The sequence below is a fragment of the Rhodococcus cerastii genome, from assembly GCF_033042195.1.
Taxonomy (GTDB): Bacteria; Actinomycetota; Actinomycetes; order Mycobacteriales; family Mycobacteriaceae; genus Rhodococcoides.
On record NZ_JAWLKF010000016.1, the window covers coordinates 61,321 to 77,417 of the forward strand.

Below are 16,097 nucleotides of genomic sequence, written 5' to 3' on the forward strand. Positions count from 1 at the left end.
CAGTAGTTCGCCTCGTTTCTGTCTTCGTTCCCGTTCAGCGCGCGTACGTGTCCAGGCTAGACCGTTGGTCCAGCTCACGTGCGTCCGGGACGTAGCTGTGATATGTACTCACCGGTAACCATCGGCCTCGTTGTCGATGACACCTTCGATTATCGAATTATTCCCTCGGTTCGTTTCGGCTGCAGTCCACAGCTGCGCGTAGAAGCCGCCCTGCGTGCGTAGCTCCGAATGTCGACCTACTTCCACGATACGGCCGCCGTCGACCACCACGATCAGATCTGCCCGCGCGGCGGTCGCCAAGCGGTGCGCGACGACCACTGCGGTGCGGGTCCGCGCGACGGCACTGCCGGCTGCGAGCACGGTGCGTTCGGTCGCGGGATCGAGCGTGGCGGTGGCCTCGTCGAGGAGCAGCAGGTCGGGGTCGACCAGCTCGGCCCTGGCCAGTGCGATCAGCTGTCGTTGGCCTGCGGACAGTCCTTGGCCGCGCTCACCGACGGGTTGGTGCATGCCGCCGCGAAGTGCGGCGATGGTGCTCAGAGCACCCACCGAGCGTGCCGCGTTCTCGATGTCGGTGCGGCTGGCATCGGGTCTGCCGTAGGCGATGTTCGACGCCACGGTTCCGGTGAACAGGTGCGCTTCCTGCGGTACGACGCCGAGTCGGTGGCGGTAGTCCGAGAGGCGATAGTCGCGTAGATCGTGGCCGCCGACCCGCACCGATCCGGAGGTCGGATCGTAGAAGCGGGCCAGCAGTTTCACCACTGTGGATTTGCCCGCGCCGGTGCGTCCGACCAAGGCGACGGTGGTACCGGCGGGGATGGTGAGATTTACCTCACTCAGGGCGTCGGAGTGGGCCCCGGCATACCGGAAACCGACATCGACGAGTTCTATGTCGGCGCGCAGGCGTCCACCGGGAAGTGCGGTGGTGTTCGCGTCGGCGGAGGTTTCGATCGAGCTCGTGGTGCGCAGGAGATCCCCGATGCGGCCGACTCCGACGCGTGCCTGCTGGTAACCGTCGAACACCTGCGAGAGCTGCTGGATGGGTCCGAAGAGCAGCCCGAGATAGAGCACGAACGCCACGAGCGTGCCCGGGGTGGTGGTGCCGGTGGCGATCTGATGCGCGCCGACGAACACGACGACGGCGAGGGCGATGTCGGAGAGCAACGTGATGAGGGGGAAGAACACCGAGATCGCGGTCTGCGATCGCATTCGACTCGCGCGGTAGCGGTCGGAGCGTTCGGCGAATCGGGATGCGGCGTACTCCTCGCGCCGGTAGGCCTGTGCCGCGCGCAGGCCGGTGACGTTCTCTTGGAAATCGGCGTTGACGATCGAGATTCGCTCGCGGGACGTCGAGTACGCCGCCGAGGAGATGCGCCGGAAGATCACGGTGGCCACGGCAAGCGGTGGCACGACGGCCAGCGCCACCAGCCCGAGAGTGGGGTCGGTGACGAGCAGAGCGGCGGCGATACCGACGACGGTCAACACACTCACCACGGCCGTCGATGCCCCGGTCTGAATGAACGACGACAGTGCGTCGACGTCGGTGGTCATGCGGGTCATGATGCGGCCCGACAGCTCACGTTCGTAGTAGTCGAGGCCGAGCCGCTGAATGTGTGCGTAGCTGCGGACACGGAGTCCGAAGAGCACTCGCTCACCCGCCCGCGCGGTGATCACCGTCGTCCAGCAGACGACGAACCAACTCGCCGCTGCCAACACGACGCCGATCGAGGTGGCAATCCACAGGGTGTTCGAGTCTCCACTCGCCACTCCGTTGTCCACCGCGTAGCGAACGAGCGAGGGGAAGGCGATCGAGGCCAGTGAGTCCAGCGCGAGAAGCACCACCACGACGGCGAGCAACGAGCGCACGGGGCTCAGCAGTCTCGACAGCCGGAACTCCGGGTCGGGTCGACGCAGCTGGGATCCGGATGTGCCCGGATCCTCGGTCGCAGGCGGCAGGGCCGCGACTGCCCGGGATATGGCGGGTGTGGGTGCGAGCGAGCCGAAAGCCCCGGCCATCGCAGTTCCGTGACCACCGCCGCCTCCGGGCGCGGGTGTCGAGACTGCGCCGGGCTCGACCGTCGACTCCGGATCCGTGTCCGGCCAGAGCGTGTCGGCGAAGGGGTCGACGGTCGGCTCCGCACCGGGATCGTCGTTCTCCTCGCCGTCTCCACCGGCCAGGAGGGCCCGGAACAACGGACAACGCCGATCGAGTTCGTCGACGGTTCCGGTGTCGATGATGCGGCCGTTGTCGAGCACGGCGACGCGATCGGCCAGAGTCAGGGTCGAGCGGCGATGAGCGAGAACGAGGGTCGCGCGCGTCCGGACGCCACGCAACGCGTCGAAGATGGCGGCCTCGGTCTCGGCGTCCACTGCCGAGGTGGCGTCGTCGAGGATCAGAATTCGCGGCTCGACGAGAAGAGCACGGGCCAGTGCGATGCGTTGGCGCTGGCCGCCGGACAGGGTGAGTCCGCGTTCGCCGACGAGGCTGTCGTATCCCTCGGGCAGCGCGTCGATGAAGGTCGATGCCTGTGCCAGCCGCGCCGCATGCTCGATCTCCTCCGCTGTGGCGTCGGGCCTGCCGAGGGCGATGTTGGCGGCGATGGTGTCCGAGAAGAGGAACGGCTCGTCGAACACGAGCGAGACCGCCTCGCGGAGCGACGTCGAGTCGAGGTCGTCGATATCGAACGACGTTCCGTCGGATGTCAGCGCAATCTGTCCCTCGGAGGGGCGATAAAAGCGGGGGAGCAGCAGGGCGAGAGCGGTCTTTCCCGAGCCCGCGTGGCCGACGACGGCCACCGTCTCACCCGGCGAGATGGTCAGATTCAGGCCGGTCAGCACATCGCGTTCGGGCTCGAACCCGAAGGTCACCTCGGAGATGCGGACTCCGAGCGGGCCGTCGGGCAATGCGACGGGGGCGGCCGGTTCCGGGTCGGACGGCTGGGTATCGACCACCTCGTAGACGCGCTCGACGGCCGCGCGGGAGAGCTGAGCCATGATGACCACCGACGAGACGGTGCGGGTCACGGCGGACAGGGTTGCGACGTAGGTGGCGAAGGCCAGGAACGTGCCGATCGTGATGTGGCCCTGCAGGGCCAGATAGCCGCCCAGGGCGATGACTCCGACGAGTCCGAGTTGCGGAATGGTGGCCAGCGACGGTGCGAACCGCGAGTTGATCTTCGCCGATCGCATGCGCTCGGCGAAGAGCGCGCGACCGAGCGTCTCGATGCGATCCACCGCACGGGCTTCCTGGCCGAAGCCCTTGACGACTCGAACGCCGGTGACGGTTTCCTCGACGTGCTGAGCCAGATCGGCGGCGCGTTGTTGCGCCGACCAGGTGGCCGCGAAGAGAGTGGGCCGCATTCGGTAGACCACGATGCTGACCGCAGGAACGATGAGTATCGCGACAACGGTGAGCAGCGGCGACAGATACGCCATCACTGCCAGCGCCAGTACGAACTGCAGGACGGCTCCCGCGGACAGCGGCACCATGGCCAGCAGACCCTGCACGAGTTGCAGGTCGGTGATCGATCTCGACACGACCTGGCCGGTGCGGATCTCGTCCTGCTTTCGACCGTCGAGCCGCTGCAGCGACGCGAGCAGGTCCAGGCGCAGATCGTGCTGAACGTCGATCGAGAGCCGGCCGGCGAGCATGCGTCGACCGAATTGGCAGGCGAACCGGACCAGACCCAACAGTGCGATGGCGGCGGCGACGGTGGCGATCTTCTCGCCGTTGCCTGCGGTCGCGTCGTCGATCGCTGCTCTGGTGAGCAGCGGGAACGAGATGTCGATGACCGCGGCGATCATCGTCACGCCCAGGGCTCCGAGTGCCGTCCGTCGATGCAGCAGGCACTGCGCGATCAGACGTCTGATCCACCCACGCCGGATACTCGGCGCGGGTTCTGCGCTGTCGAGTGTCGACGAGCCGCGTCGGGGTGCCGCTGCACGGTCTTTCACCGCATTACTGTGTGCCATCGATTCACCACGGTAGACCCGGGCACCGACAGCGTCGGCCTGCGAATGTGGGGACCGGTTGTCTGGGTCGTTCCGCAGGCTGCACTCCCGGTACCGACCTCAGTCGATGTCGCGAGTGCGGGCCAGGAACCAACCGACGCCGGTGAGAATCGCCGCCCACAGCGCGAGGCCAAGCGGTGCCCACGGCCACGACGCCAGGTCGCCCGCGTCGTCGAGTTGCGTCGCGGCCATGGTCGGCAGGGTCAGGTTCGACGGAAGCGCCACGGCGACCGATCCGAGCCCGAGTCCGAACAGAATCAGCGAGAGCAGACCCTCGCCGAACGGGAGCCAGGCGACGAGCACGACGGCGGCCCACGTCGGAGATTTGAGCAGCAGACCGAGGCCGGCACCGATGATCGACCACAGCATGACTGCGAGGAGGCACGACGCCACCACGCCGATGAACGCGCCGTCGAGCAGAACGGTCCGCTCGTTGAAGATCAGCAGGCAGATCAGGCTGGCCAGCAGCACCACCATGCCGTATCCGAGGCCGAACAAAGCAGTGACGACGAGCTTGGCGGCGATCACTCCGTCTCGGCCGCGAGCGGTGAGGAAGCTGGTGGTGATGGTCTGGTGGCGGAACTCGGTTCCGGTGTTGACGGCACCGAAGATGCCGGCGAACAGAATCGCGGCACCGGCGGCGACGTAGAGACCGATGGAGGCGACCCCGCCGGAGATGTCCAGGTCCTCCTCGAACTCGCCCAGCTGGTTCGCGATCACCGACGTGATGACGGATGCGAAGACTCCGACGACAATCGGTGCGATCGCCAGTCCCCACCAGAACTTCAGTGTCGTGACCTTGCGGATCTCCGACGTCAGCAACGCGTTCATCGCTGGCCCCCGTTCCAGTTCTGCGGCGGAGCGTAACTCTGCGGCGGCGGGCCGTAACCCGGCGGCGGGCCGTAACCCTGCTGCGGCCCGCCGTATGGGTTCTGTTGGACGGGTGCGGCGTTGTACTGACCCGCGGTCATGGACAGGAACACCTGCTCGAGGTCGACGTGTTCACTCGTGGTCCCGAAAATCGTCACCTGGGCGTCGGCTGCGATGCGGGCGATCGTGGCCGCGTCGGTCCCGGCAACACCGATGCGTCCGTCGGGCAGCAGTTGGGAATCGTTGAAGCCGTTCGACGCCAACGCGAGCGCCAGTTTCGCCGGATCCGAGGCGGCGACGAGCACGCGGCTGGGGCGGGTGGACCGCAGTTGTGCGATGGAACCCTGGTATTTCAGCGAGCCGGCGCTGACGATCACCAGGTTGTCGACGGTCTGCTCGATCTCGCGCAGAATGTGACTCGATATCAGGACCGTTCGCCCCGATGCGGCGTATGCCTTGAGGAAGTCCCTCAGCCAGGCGATTCCCTCGGGGTCCAGACCGTTCGCGGGTTCGTCGAGCACGAGGATTTCCGGATCCCCCAGCAGCGCTGTCGCCAACGTGAGGCGTTGACGCATGCCGAGGGAGAAGCCGCCTGCGGCGCGGTCGGCAACGTCACCGAGGCCGACGAGTCGCAGCACGTCGAGGGCGCGGCTGTCGGGTACGCCGATCGCGGCGGTGTAGATCTTCAGGTGATGGGCAGCGCTGCGCTTGGGGTGCACGCTCAACGAGTCGAGGACGGCCCCCACCGTGCGGGCCGGGTGTTCGGTCGTGCGGAACGGCGCGCCGTTGACGAGGCCGACGCCCGAGGTGGGTGCAACGAGTCCGAGGAGCATGCGCAGCGTCGTCGACTTACCCGAGCCGTTGGGGCCGAGGAATCCGGTGACGGTGCCGCGCGGGACGACGAAGCTCAGATCCGACACTGCGCGAACGGTGCCGAACTGCTTGGTCAGTGCCTGCGCTTCGAGCGCTGCTCCCGGATAGCTGGTCATCTGCGCGCAATCCCCCTGGCCGTTGGTCACCTCGTGTACCGGCTGCTCGCGGCAACCGGTACCCGAGGCTACGGGGTGCACCCGACATCGCCCTCGAGAGCGCCGTCTTCGGTCAGCGATGCAGCGCGGCGGCGATCTCTCGGTACGTCTCGAGCGGATCGGCCAGGTCGGGTAGCGAGTGCAGTGTCACGTGCGACGCACCCGCGTCGAGGTGCTCGTTCAACCGTGCTGCGATCGCATCGGCGGTGCCGTGCGCCACCAACGCGTCGATCAGTCGGTCGCTGCCGCCGTCGCCGATCTCCTCGTCGGAGTAGCCGAGTCGGTTCAGATTGTTGGTGTAGTTCCGCAGGTGCAGGTACGGGTTGTTGACCGGTGGTCGGCCGATCGAGCGCGCCTTCTCCGGATCCGACTCGAGGACCACCTTGTGCTCGGGTGCCAGAATCTTGCTCGGGCCCAATGCTTCTCGCGCTTCACGGGTGTGCTCGGGGGTCGTCAGGTACGGATGCGCACCCGCGGTGCGGTCGGCTGCCAGCGCGAGCACCCTCGGTCCGAGGGCTGCGAGGACGCGTCGTTCCACCGGAACTCCGGCCTCGTCGAGAGCGTCGAGGTAGGCCACCAAGGCGTCGTACGGCTTGGTGTATTCCTGCGTCGCCTCCGGGTGGCCTGCACCGATCCCGAGCACGAAACGGCCCGGGTGCTTGCTCTCCAACCGGTGATACGACGCGGCGACGTCGGCCGCTGCGTCCGACCAGATGTTGACGATGCCGGTGGCGACGACGACCGTCTCGGTGGCGTCGAGGATCTCCTCGGTGGTGGTCAGATCCGCAGGCGGTGAGCCGCCGAGCCAGATCGTGCCGTAGCCGAAGGATTCGATCGCGCGCGACAGTTCAGGGGTGAACGCCGAATGCAGTCGCCAGACGCCGTACTTGCCGAGTTCAGGTGTGGAAGTCATATCGGGTTCAACGCCGTCCTCGCGTGATGATTCCGCGGATGCCCCATCGGTTCAGGCATCCGGCTCGATGATGCGGTTCTCCGGGAACCGGGCAGGCGGAGGACCGAACGCGTCGCGGGCGTTCTTGATGACGCCCTTGCCGACGGCGCGGTTTCCCGCCCCGCCGATCGCCGCGCCGATGCCGGCGGGAAGCAACTTGCCGACCAACAACGCGCTGCGTTTGGCGAGGTACTTGGTGATGAACTTCTTCACCAAGGACTTGTTCATGCTGGTCATCGATCCACCGGGAATTCGAGACGTGATCAGCGGTCCCCAGTTCTTGGCAGTCTTTCCGACGGTTCGCTGCACGATCTGCATGCCCGATTCGCCCAGCGCGACCGAGAGCACCAGGGCGCGTCGCTGCTGGTGGTTTTCGACGGGTATGCCGTGGACGGCCGCGACCGACAGCGTCAGCAATGCCGAGGACTCGATGAAGAACGCGGTTTCGGCACCCACCGCGGCGATCGAGGCGACGGTCCCGACGCCGGGGATCGCCGCCGCCCCGCCCACCGCGGAGCCGCTGCCGGTGACCGCGAGCAGAAATCGCTTCTCCAGCCGTTCGATGATCTGCGCCGGGGTGTCGTACGGGTGTGCTCGACGCACGTGCGCGACGTATTTGTCGACGGCGGGTCCCTGGAGGCGGCTGGCGTTGTCGAGGATGTTGACGAGCGCGCGTTCGAGCTTGCCTCCGTTCGAGACCTCGACCTGTGCGTCGTCCTTCTTGCCTGCCATCGATGTCTCTTTCGGTCGCGTGTGTGGTTGCCGGTCGAACCTGGGGTTCAACGCACCCAGTGATCGGGCGGAACGAGCTCGTCGGGCTTCGGCGGCGAGGGAGCGGTGCCGTCGCCGAAGGGTGATCCTCTCAGGGCTTCGCGGCCGTGGGGTTCGAGCCACCCGGTCAGGTCCGGTCCGTTCGGCACGATGCCCGACGGATTGATGTCGGTGTGCACCTCGTAGTAGTGCCGCTTGATGTGGTCGAAGTCGACGGTGTCGCCGAATCCGGGGGTCTGGAACAGGTCGCGTGCGTAGTTCCACAGCACCGGGATCTCGCTGAGCTTGCTGCGGTTGCACTTGAAGTGGCCGTGGTAGACGGGATCGAAGCGCACCAATGTGGTGAACAGGCGCACGTCGGCCTCGGTGATGTGGTCGCCGACCAGGTATCGCTGCGTGGAGAGGCGTTCGACGAGCCAGTCGAGGCGGGCGAACAGTCGGTCGTAGGCCTTGTCGTATGCCTCCTGCGATCCAGCGAATCCGCAGCGGTAGACGCCGTTGTTGACGTCCTCGAACACCAGCTGGGCCACTTCGTCGATCTCGGTGCGCAGGGCCTCCGGGTACAGATCGGGTGCGCCGTCGCGGTGATACTGCGTCCACTCGGTCGAGAAATCGAGGGTGATCTGCGGGTAGTCGTTGGTGACTACTTGGCCGGAGGGAACGTCGACGATGGCGGGGACGGTGATGCCGCGCTCGTAATCGGGGAAGCGGGCGAAGAACGCGTCCTGAAGTCGAGGGATCTGCAGTACCGAGTCGACGCCGCCGGGCTCCTCCTGGAAGTTCCAACTCCGGGGATCATGGGTCGGACCCGGAATGCCGAGCGAGAGAACATCTTCGAGGCCGAGCAGCCGTCGGACGATGATGGATCGATGGGCCCATGGGCAGGCGCGCGCGGCGATCAGTCGGTACCGTCCCGGCTCCACCGGATACCCGTCCCGGCCGTCGGCGGTGATCCGCGTCGGGATGTAGTTGGTGTCGCGCTTGAATTCCTTGCCCGGTTCCACATATGCGGCATCGTCGGCCATGCTCTCGAACTCCTCACATCGATCGGTCTCATCTCGACGCTACCCAGTTCGTTGCCGGCTCAACCGGGTCACGGTCGGAGCACTGCGGTGTGGCACGCGCCGATTTCCACATATCCCAGCCGCGCGGCGAGGCGTCGAGCAACGGCGTTCTCGGGTCGCGATCGCCACTGCGGAATCAGGCCGTCGTCGATGGCGTCGTTGGTGGCCAGCCTGCCGACCACCTGGGCGTGGCCCCGTCGGCGATGGTTCGGGTCGGTCAGCACGCGCATGTCGGCCAGAATCAGCTGCTCCTCCGAGTAGCCGGCCGATGCGAGCGAATGGGCCGAGTCGGCAGGTCGGTCGTCGCCGAGCAGCGTGAACCAGTTCCGCGAGACCGGCTCGCCGAATGCTTCGGCGACGTCGGCGTCGCTGCAGTGCGCGGCAAGGTTGCGTGCGTGCTGCGCATCGTGGGAGATCAGCGGGTCGTGTACGTCGATGGTGTGGCCGATGTCCGAGCCGTACGCCAGCGTGTGGGTGCCGATCTCGTAGTGCGCCGAACGGTCGCCGAGCAGTGCCGAGATCCAGGTTCGGTCCGCGCTCGCCGGGCCGCTGATCGCGCGAGAGGCATCAACGGCCCAGGACGGTCCGACGATCACGGTGGTCTCGGCCAGTCGCAGCACGGTGACGTCGTCGGTGGCACCGACATGTTCGACGCGCTCGGCGTCGGTGTCGAGGGCTCGATCGTCCATCTGCAGTCGGCGACACCAGGCCAGACGGACGATGTCGAGTCGATGGGGATCGAAAGGGCCGGCATCGAGAAGGGGGAGATCCACGTCTGAAACCCTAGCCACCGAGGCGCTGAGCGACGTTCCGGTTTCACCGTCCAAAAGCAATCTTTCGAACTTTTTCGCCCCCGGTGTTTCGCTCAGCGCCGATAGATGGCAGACTCACTTTTGAGATTAGAGCTTCGACGTGAAGATCTAGCTCGCTTACAGAAGGTTTACAGAATGACGCAGGGCAGTGTGAAGTGGTTCAACGGCGAAAAGGGCTTCGGCTTCATCGAGCAGGATGGTGGCGGACCGGACGTTTTCGTTCATTACTCGGAGATTCAGGGTAGCGGCTTCAAGTCGCTCGACGAGGGCCAGCGCGTGGAGTTCGAGGTGGGCCAGGGTCAGAAGGGCCCCCAGGCTACCGGCGTCCGCGCCATCTGATTCAAGCTTCGTAACCCGACTTCTCCTGGTGGAGTGACCTTTTCGAAGTAAATTCCACCAGAAACTCGGTGACAAGACCGGATACACGGAAGAAATTCCGAGTATCCGGTCTTCGTCTGTTTCGAAGTGCCTGCGGCAGTGGTGCGGTTTGGTGCCTTCCAGGGCACTTGTTCACACCACTGCCGCAGGCACTCACAGCCCCAGATCGCGTCCGATCAGTTCCTTCATGATCTCGTTCGATCCGGCCCAGATCTTCGTCACGCGAGCGTCTTTCCACGCCCGAGCGGCGCGGTATTCGTTCATGAATCCGTAGCCGCCGTGTAGCTGGACGCAGTGGTCGAGGATTTCGTTCTGCACCTGCGAGCTCCACCACTTCGCCTTGGCGGCGTCGATGGCGGTCAGTTCACCGATCCCGTGTGCGGCAATGCAGTTGTCGATGTACGCCTGTGCCACATCGAATTTGGTGACGAGCTCGGCGAGCAGAAACTTGTTCCATTGCAGTGAGCCGATCTGCTGGCCGAAGGCCTTGCGATCCTTGGCGTACTGCAGCGTCTCCTCGAGAATGGGACGGACGTGTCCGAGGTTGGCCACCGAGCAGCTGATGCGTTCCTGGGGGAGTAGCTGCATCATGTGGATGAAGCCGCCGTCGAACTCGCCGATCATGTTCGAGCTCGGGACTCGTACGTTCTCGAAGAACAGCTCGGCCGTGTCGGATTCGGGCTGACCGACCTTGTCGAGCTTGCGGCCGCGGGAAAACCCTTCGGTGCCGTTCTCGACGGCGAACAGCGTGATGCCCTTGGCCTTCTTCTCCGGCGTGGTGCGGGTGGCGACGATGACCAGGTCTGCGGAGTTGCCGTTGGTGATGAAGGTCTTCGAACCGTTGATGATGAAGTCGTCTCCGTCCTTGACAGCAGTGGTCTTCAGCGCGGCCAGGTCGGAGCCACCGGACGGTTCGGTCATCGCGATCGCCGTGAGGATCTCGCCGCTGCAGAAGCCGGGCAGCCAGCGCTTCTTCTGCTCTTCGGTGGTGAGCTTGACCAAGTAGGGCGCGACGATGTCCACGTGGATACCGAAGCACGACGCCACCGCGGCGCTCGAGCGGGCGAGTTCCTCGGCGAGGACGGCGTTGAATCGGTAGTCCTCGGCTCCGCTGCCGCCGTATTCTTCCGGTACTTCCAGTCCCAGGAAGCCGTTGCGTCCGGCTTCGAGCCAGATCTCGCGGTCGATGTATCGCTGCTCGACGAGCTTTTCCTCGACCGGTGTGATGGTCCGGGTGACGAATTCGCGTACCGACGCGCGGAAGTCCTCGTGATCGGCCTCGAACAAGCTGCGCTTCATCTATCTGTTCCTCTCGGTAACGGTGAGCTATCAGCGAACAATACTCGTTGGTAACAACCGTCCCGGACCGGTGTGGCACTATGCGAACCATGGCTGACGCACCCACTTCGCTCGTTCGATCGACCACCGCGGCAGGCGCCGAGCTCGCCGTCCTCACCTTCGACCACGGTCCGCTCAACCTCTTCGATCAGGCCATGTTCGACGCGGTTGCCGCGAACGTTGCCGATCTCGTCGCACGCCCCCCGCGGGCGGTGTTGTTGCGCGCCGAGGGCAAGGTGAACTCTGCGGGCGTCGACGTGCACGTCTTCGATGGTCTGTCCGCCGCGCAGGGTGCCGATCTGTGGCGTGGATTGTTCGCACAGATTGCCCATCCGCTCGAGGCGCTGCCCTGCCCGGTGATCTACGCCGCGCACGGTTTGACGCTCACGGCGGCGTTCGAGATCTCGCTGGCGTGCGACATCATTCTCGCCGGTCCCAAGGCCAAGTTCGGTCTGGTCGAGACCGTCGTCGGTCTGACACCGTCGATGGGTGGACCGCAGCGCCTCGCCGAGCGGGCCGGTTCGGGTCGAGCTCGCGAGCTCGTCATGACCGGTGATCTGTACGACGCGCAGACGCTGAAGGAGTGGGGCGTGGTCAATCAGATCCACGACGACGTCGATGCCGCGGCGCTCGCGCTGACGCATCGCCTGGCCGACGGCCCCACCGTCGCGCATGCGGCAACCAAACAGATTGTGGCAGCGTGGCGTTCGGGCGGCGTGGCCCACGCGGACGAGATCACCTCGGAGGTCTCCGGAGCACTGTTCGAGACCGAGGATCTGCGGGGTGCGGTGAAGAGCTTCCTCGAGGTCGGCCCGGGGAAGGCTACGTACACGGGCAAGTAGCATCGGGTGAGTGAGTACCGATCAGCTGGCCGAACTGCACCTGCACATCGAAGGGTCGCTCGAGCCTCCGCTGATATTCGATCTCGCCGAGCGCAACGGATTGTCACTGCCGTACAACGACATCGATGAATTGCGGGCGAAGTACGAGTTCAGCGACCTGCAGTCGTTCCTGGATCTGTACTACGCGAACATGGCCGTGCTGCGCACTGCCGAGGATTTCGCCGATCTCGCCCGGGCCTACTTCCGCCGCACCGCGCAGGCCGGGGTGACGCACGCGGAGATCTTCTTCGATCCGCAGGCGCACACCGAGCGTGGTGTCCCGCTCGAGGCCGTCGTCGACGGTTTGGCCGACGCCTGCGCATCCAGCGAGCGCGAATTCGGTGTCTCCAGTGGGTTGATCGCGTCGATCCTGCGGGACAAGCCCGTGCTGCATGCCAATCAGCTGTTGGACGATCTGTTGGCCATGCGGGCCCCGATCATCGGTCTCGGCCTCGATTCCGCAGAGGTGGGCTACCCGCCATCGCTGTTCGTCGACGTGTTCGCCAAGGCCCGCGCCGAGGGTCTGCACGTCGTCGCCCACGCCGGTGAGGAAGGTCCACCCGACTACATCTGGCAGGCATTGGATCTGCTGAAGGTCGAGCGCATCGACCACGGGGTGCGGTGCCTCGAAGACGAGGCGCTGGTGAATCGTCTTGTCGAGGAACAGATTCCGCTCACGGTATGCCCGCTGTCCAACGTCCGGCTCAAGGTGATCGACGATGTAGAGCAGCTGCCGCTGCGACAGATGCTCGAGCGGGGCCTGTCGGTGTCGATCAACTCGGACGATCCCGCCTACTTCGGCGGCTACGTCGACGACAATTTCGCTGCCCTCGAAGCAGGTATGGGGTTGACCTTGCAGGAGCGAAACGTGTTGGCCGAGAACTCGATCCGCGCGAGCTTCGTGACTGTCTAGATCAACTCGCCGTCACCGAGATCCTGGGGTAGCCGGTGGCACCGTCGGGAACGGTGTCTGCGGTCCTGTTGGTCTGCAGTTCTCCCGCGGAGTTGGTGGCGCGGGCGCGGATCGAATGCGGCCCCGCGGGTAGGTCGAGCTCGACCGTCCATTGCCGCCAGGTGTCCTTGGAGTACTCCTCCGACAGCGTGGCCGGCACCCAGTTGCCCTCGTCCACTTGCACTTCCACGCCGTCGATTCCGGTGTGCTGGTCCCACGCCACTCCGGCGATCACCGTCTGTCCGGCCGGCACGGAACTGCCCGATTGCGGGGTGTCGATCCGCGAGGCCGTCTTGATCGGTCCGCGTTCGCCCCAACCTCGGTCGGTCCAGTATGCCGTCGCGCGGTCGAAGCGGGTGATCTCGATGTCGGTGACCCACTTGGTCGCCGAGACGTATCCGTACAGACCGGGGACGACGAGCCGGGCCGGGTAGCCGTGCTCGACGGGCAGCGGTGCACCGTTCATCCCGACGGCCAGGAGGGCGTCGCGGCCGTCGAGCAGAACCTCGAGGGGAGTGCCCGCGGTGAAGGCGTCGCTGCTCGACGACAGGGCCATGTCGGCGTCGGGGGAGATGCCTGCCTCTTCGAGAATGTCCTTGAGCGGGTAGCCGATCCACGTCGCATTGCCCACGAGGTCGCCGCCGACGATATTGGACACGCAGGTCAACGTGACCGTCTTCTCCACTGCCTGGCGCTCGGCGAGGTCGGCGAACGTCAGCTCGATCTCGCGGTCCACCATGCCGTGGATGCGCAGCGACCAGTCCTCGGACGCCACGCGCGGCACGACCAACGCGGTGTCGATGCGGTAGAAGTCGTCGTTCGGGGTGATGTACGACGCGAGGCCGTCGATCTGCAGGTCAGCCCCGGCCGGTATCGGGGGTTGCGGCGTCGGCGTGGGCAGCATGAAGCCGAGTCGATCGGCGGTGACGGCGCGGGCGGAGGTGAGCATCCGTCCGGCTGTTCCGGCGACGACGCCGAGTACCGCGGCACCGGCGGCGAGAGTGAGGAAGCTGCGTCGGTTCATTCCCTCGGTCGCAGGCGCGGCGGCACCGATGAGGGCGTGCAGCACGACGATGCCGACGATGACGCCGCCGATGGTCGGGACTGCGTAGAGGGCCGTCGCGTCGGGTCGGGTCACTGCCGCGAGTACGCCCACGACGCCCAGTGCGGCGAACACCACGGCACCGATCGGCTTGCGGGCGATGCCTGCCGCCGCGGCGATCGCTCCGATCACCACTGCCATGCCGATGAACAGTGCGAGCTTGTCGGAGGTACCGAACGTGTCGATGGCCCATTCACGGATCGGGGCCGGACTGTTGTCGACGGCCGAGGAGCCGACGGCGGTCAGCGGTGACGAGTTGGGTCCGATGGGGACGGCGATCAATTCACCGACGCCGAGGACGACTCCGGCGGCGACGATGCCGGACAGCGCGCGTTTTCCTGTGCTCACTCGTTCCAATGTAAGCGTGCGGGGAGTGGCTGCGTGCACGGGACACTCCACTCGACCCGTTGGCCTGGGGAAACCCACTCGACGGTCGCAGGAGTGGAGCAAAAATTGCGCGCAGCGCTACACCGGTCGGCCGCTCAGGACAGCAGACGCTCGAGATAGTCGCTGCCGAACAGCTTCATCGGGTCCATCGCATCCCGAACACGCAGGAAGTCGTCGAAGTGTTCGCAGGTATCGCGCAGCTCGTCGCCGCCGAGGGAATGCAGTTTGCCCCAGTGTGGCCTGCCGCCGACGCTGCGGCAGATGGCCTCGACGGCGTCGAAGTACTCGCGGTGATCTCGCCGGTGGTACTGGTGCACGGCGATGTAGGCCGTCGGGCGTCCGTACGCGGTGGAGAGCCAGATGTCGTCGGCCGCGGCGAACCGCACTTCGACAGGGAACGCGATGGACACGGCAGACCGTTCGAGCCAGCGATCCACCTCGCGCAGCACCCCGCCGATCTCGGCTACAGGCACGGCATATTCCATCTCGACGAACTTGACGGTCCGCGACGACGCGAACACCCGGTACGAACGATCGGTGTACTCACGCGCCGACAGCGCCCGGGCCGACACCGAGTTGAGGCGCGGAATCAGGGCAGGCACCCGCGTCACCACACGGTTGAGGCCCTCGAACACCGTGTTGGACAGCAATTCGTCGTCGAGATACGACCGCACCTTTCCCAGCGGACGCAGCGCAGCGTCGCCGGGCAGGCGGGTGTTGCGTTTGGTCAGCACCCGGTCGGTGTGCGGAAACCAGTAGAACTCGAAATGGTCGACGCCTGCCACGATCGCATCGAGATCGGCGAGCGTCGCCCGGAGCGTCGACGGCTCCTCGACGGCCCGGAGGGCGAAGGCCGGAACGCATTCGAGCGTGACTCGGGTGATGACACCGAGCGCACCGAGCCCGACGCGGGCCGCGTGGAACAGTTCCATGTTCTCCTCGCGAGAGCACCGAACGAGCCGGCCGTCCGAGGTCATCAGCTCCAGTGCGTACACCTGGGTAGCGATGCCGCCGAAGCGGGCTCCGGTTCCGTGAGTGCCCGTGGAGATGGCTCCGGCAATCGATTGTTCGTCGATGTCGCCGAGGTTGGTCATGGCCAGGCCGAGGTCCCACAACCGCGCGGTCAGATCGCGCAGCCGGGTGCCTGCGAGCACCGTCACCCGGGCGGAACCGTCGTCCTCGCGCACCACCGATTCGATCCCGCGCAGCGAATCCAGGCTGATCTGAACGCCGTCGGTGACCGCGATCGGAGTGAACGAGTGGCCCGCTCCGACGCACCGCACCGTCCGAGATCGTTCGACGGCATCCCGCAGAATCGCACGCAACTCGTCCACCGATGAAGGCTCGGCTCGATGCACCGGATACGCATGCTGGTTGCCCGCCCAGTTCTGCCACGACCGCTCGATCATCGAATCACTATCGCACTGCTCGAACCGAAGGTCGTTCCGCAGGCTCCACTGCTGCAACCTCCAGGTCATTCCGCAGGCTCCACTGCTGCAACCTCCAGGTCATTCCGCAGGCTCCACTGCTGCAACCTCCAGGTCATTCCGCAGG

13 protein-coding genes are annotated in these 16,097 nt (G+C 65.9%); 3 read left to right on the forward strand and 10 right to left on the reverse strand.

What is annotated here, in order from left to right; all coding sequences use genetic code 11:
- Nucleotides 1-108 precede the first annotated feature (108 nt).
- The 7 genes from R3P93_RS21600 to R3P93_RS21630 all read right to left on the reverse strand — a co-directional run bounded on the left by R3P93_RS21600 (nucleotide 109) and on the right by R3P93_RS21630 (nucleotide 9,466).
- Nucleotides 109-3,969, reverse strand: a complete 3,861-nt coding sequence (locus R3P93_RS21600; RefSeq protein ID WP_394855344.1) for an ABC transporter ATP-binding protein — start codon at nucleotides 3,967-3,969, stop codon at nucleotides 109-111.
- Between the two features lie 99 nt (nucleotides 3,970-4,068).
- Nucleotides 4,069-4,839 carry a hypothetical protein gene (locus R3P93_RS21605; RefSeq protein ID WP_317534041.1) on the reverse strand — a complete coding sequence of 257 codons (771 nt, stop codon included), beginning with the start codon at nucleotides 4,837-4,839 and terminating at the stop codon, nucleotides 4,069-4,071.
- Nucleotides 4,836-5,867 carry an ABC transporter ATP-binding protein gene (locus R3P93_RS21610; protein WP_317534058.1) on the reverse strand — a complete coding sequence of 344 codons (1,032 nt, stop codon included), beginning with the start codon at nucleotides 5,865-5,867 and terminating at the stop codon, nucleotides 4,836-4,838. Before R3P93_RS21610 ends, R3P93_RS21605 begins: the two co-directional genes overlap by 4 nt.
- Nucleotides 5,868-5,979: 112 nt before the next feature.
- Nucleotides 5,980-6,819 (reverse strand): LLM class F420-dependent oxidoreductase, encoded by an 840-nt coding sequence (locus tag R3P93_RS21615; RefSeq protein ID WP_149407952.1) that lies wholly within the window; start codon nucleotides 6,817-6,819, stop codon nucleotides 5,980-5,982.
- 51 nt (nucleotides 6,820-6,870) lie between these two features.
- The gene (locus R3P93_RS21620) at nucleotides 6,871-7,590 is read right to left on the reverse strand and encodes a hypothetical protein (RefSeq protein ID WP_094668546.1); all 720 of its coding nucleotides are present in this window, start codon (nucleotides 7,588-7,590) and stop codon (nucleotides 6,871-6,873) included.
- 47 nt (nucleotides 7,591-7,637) lie between these two features.
- A complete protein-coding gene (locus R3P93_RS21625; RefSeq protein ID WP_188078853.1) occupies nucleotides 7,638-8,654 on the reverse strand; it encodes a glutathione S-transferase family protein in 1,017 nt (338 codons plus the stop codon).
- Between the two features lie 68 nt (nucleotides 8,655-8,722).
- Nucleotides 8,723-9,466 (reverse strand): GNAT family N-acetyltransferase, encoded by a 744-nt coding sequence (locus R3P93_RS21630; RefSeq protein ID WP_317534042.1) that lies wholly within the window; start codon nucleotides 9,464-9,466, stop codon nucleotides 8,723-8,725.
- Between the two features lie 174 nt (nucleotides 9,467-9,640).
- On the opposite strand from R3P93_RS21630, the gene R3P93_RS21635 reads away from it, so the two are divergent.
- Nucleotides 9,641-9,844 carry a cold-shock protein gene (locus R3P93_RS21635; RefSeq protein ID WP_008714360.1) on the forward strand — a complete coding sequence of 68 codons (204 nt, stop codon included), beginning with the start codon at nucleotides 9,641-9,643 and terminating at the stop codon, nucleotides 9,842-9,844.
- Between the two features lie 192 nt (nucleotides 9,845-10,036).
- On the opposite strand, the gene R3P93_RS21640 is transcribed toward R3P93_RS21635, so the two are convergent.
- A complete protein-coding gene (locus R3P93_RS21640; protein ID WP_317534043.1) occupies nucleotides 10,037-11,182 on the reverse strand; it encodes an acyl-CoA dehydrogenase family protein in 1,146 nt (381 codons plus the stop codon).
- An 89-nt stretch (nucleotides 11,183-11,271) separates the two neighbouring features.
- Here R3P93_RS21640 and R3P93_RS21645 point away from each other — a divergent pair, with 89 nt between their 5' ends.
- Nucleotides 11,272-12,063: an enoyl-CoA hydratase/isomerase family protein gene (locus tag R3P93_RS21645; protein WP_068053232.1), complete on the forward strand. Its 792-nt coding sequence runs from the start codon at nucleotides 11,272-11,274 to the stop codon at nucleotides 12,061-12,063.
- A 10-nt stretch (nucleotides 12,064-12,073) separates the two neighbouring features.
- Nucleotides 12,074-13,015: an adenosine deaminase gene (locus R3P93_RS21650; protein WP_317534044.1), complete on the forward strand. Its 942-nt coding sequence runs from the start codon at nucleotides 12,074-12,076 to the stop codon at nucleotides 13,013-13,015.
- 1 nt (nucleotide 13,016) lies between these two features.
- Here the strand turns inward: R3P93_RS21650 and R3P93_RS21655 are convergent, their stop codons facing one another.
- Both R3P93_RS21655 and R3P93_RS21660 read right to left on the reverse strand, forming a co-directional pair.
- Nucleotides 13,017-14,504, reverse strand: coding sequence for a molybdopterin-dependent oxidoreductase (locus tag R3P93_RS21655; RefSeq protein WP_094641552.1), 1,488 nt, complete (start codon nucleotides 14,502-14,504; stop codon nucleotides 13,017-13,019).
- 134 nt (nucleotides 14,505-14,638) lie between these two features.
- Entirely contained in the window at nucleotides 14,639-15,952 is a 1,314-nt protein-coding gene (locus R3P93_RS21660) for a D-arabinono-1,4-lactone oxidase (RefSeq protein ID WP_317534045.1), read from the reverse strand.
- Nucleotides 15,953-16,097: the final 145 nt, after the last annotated feature.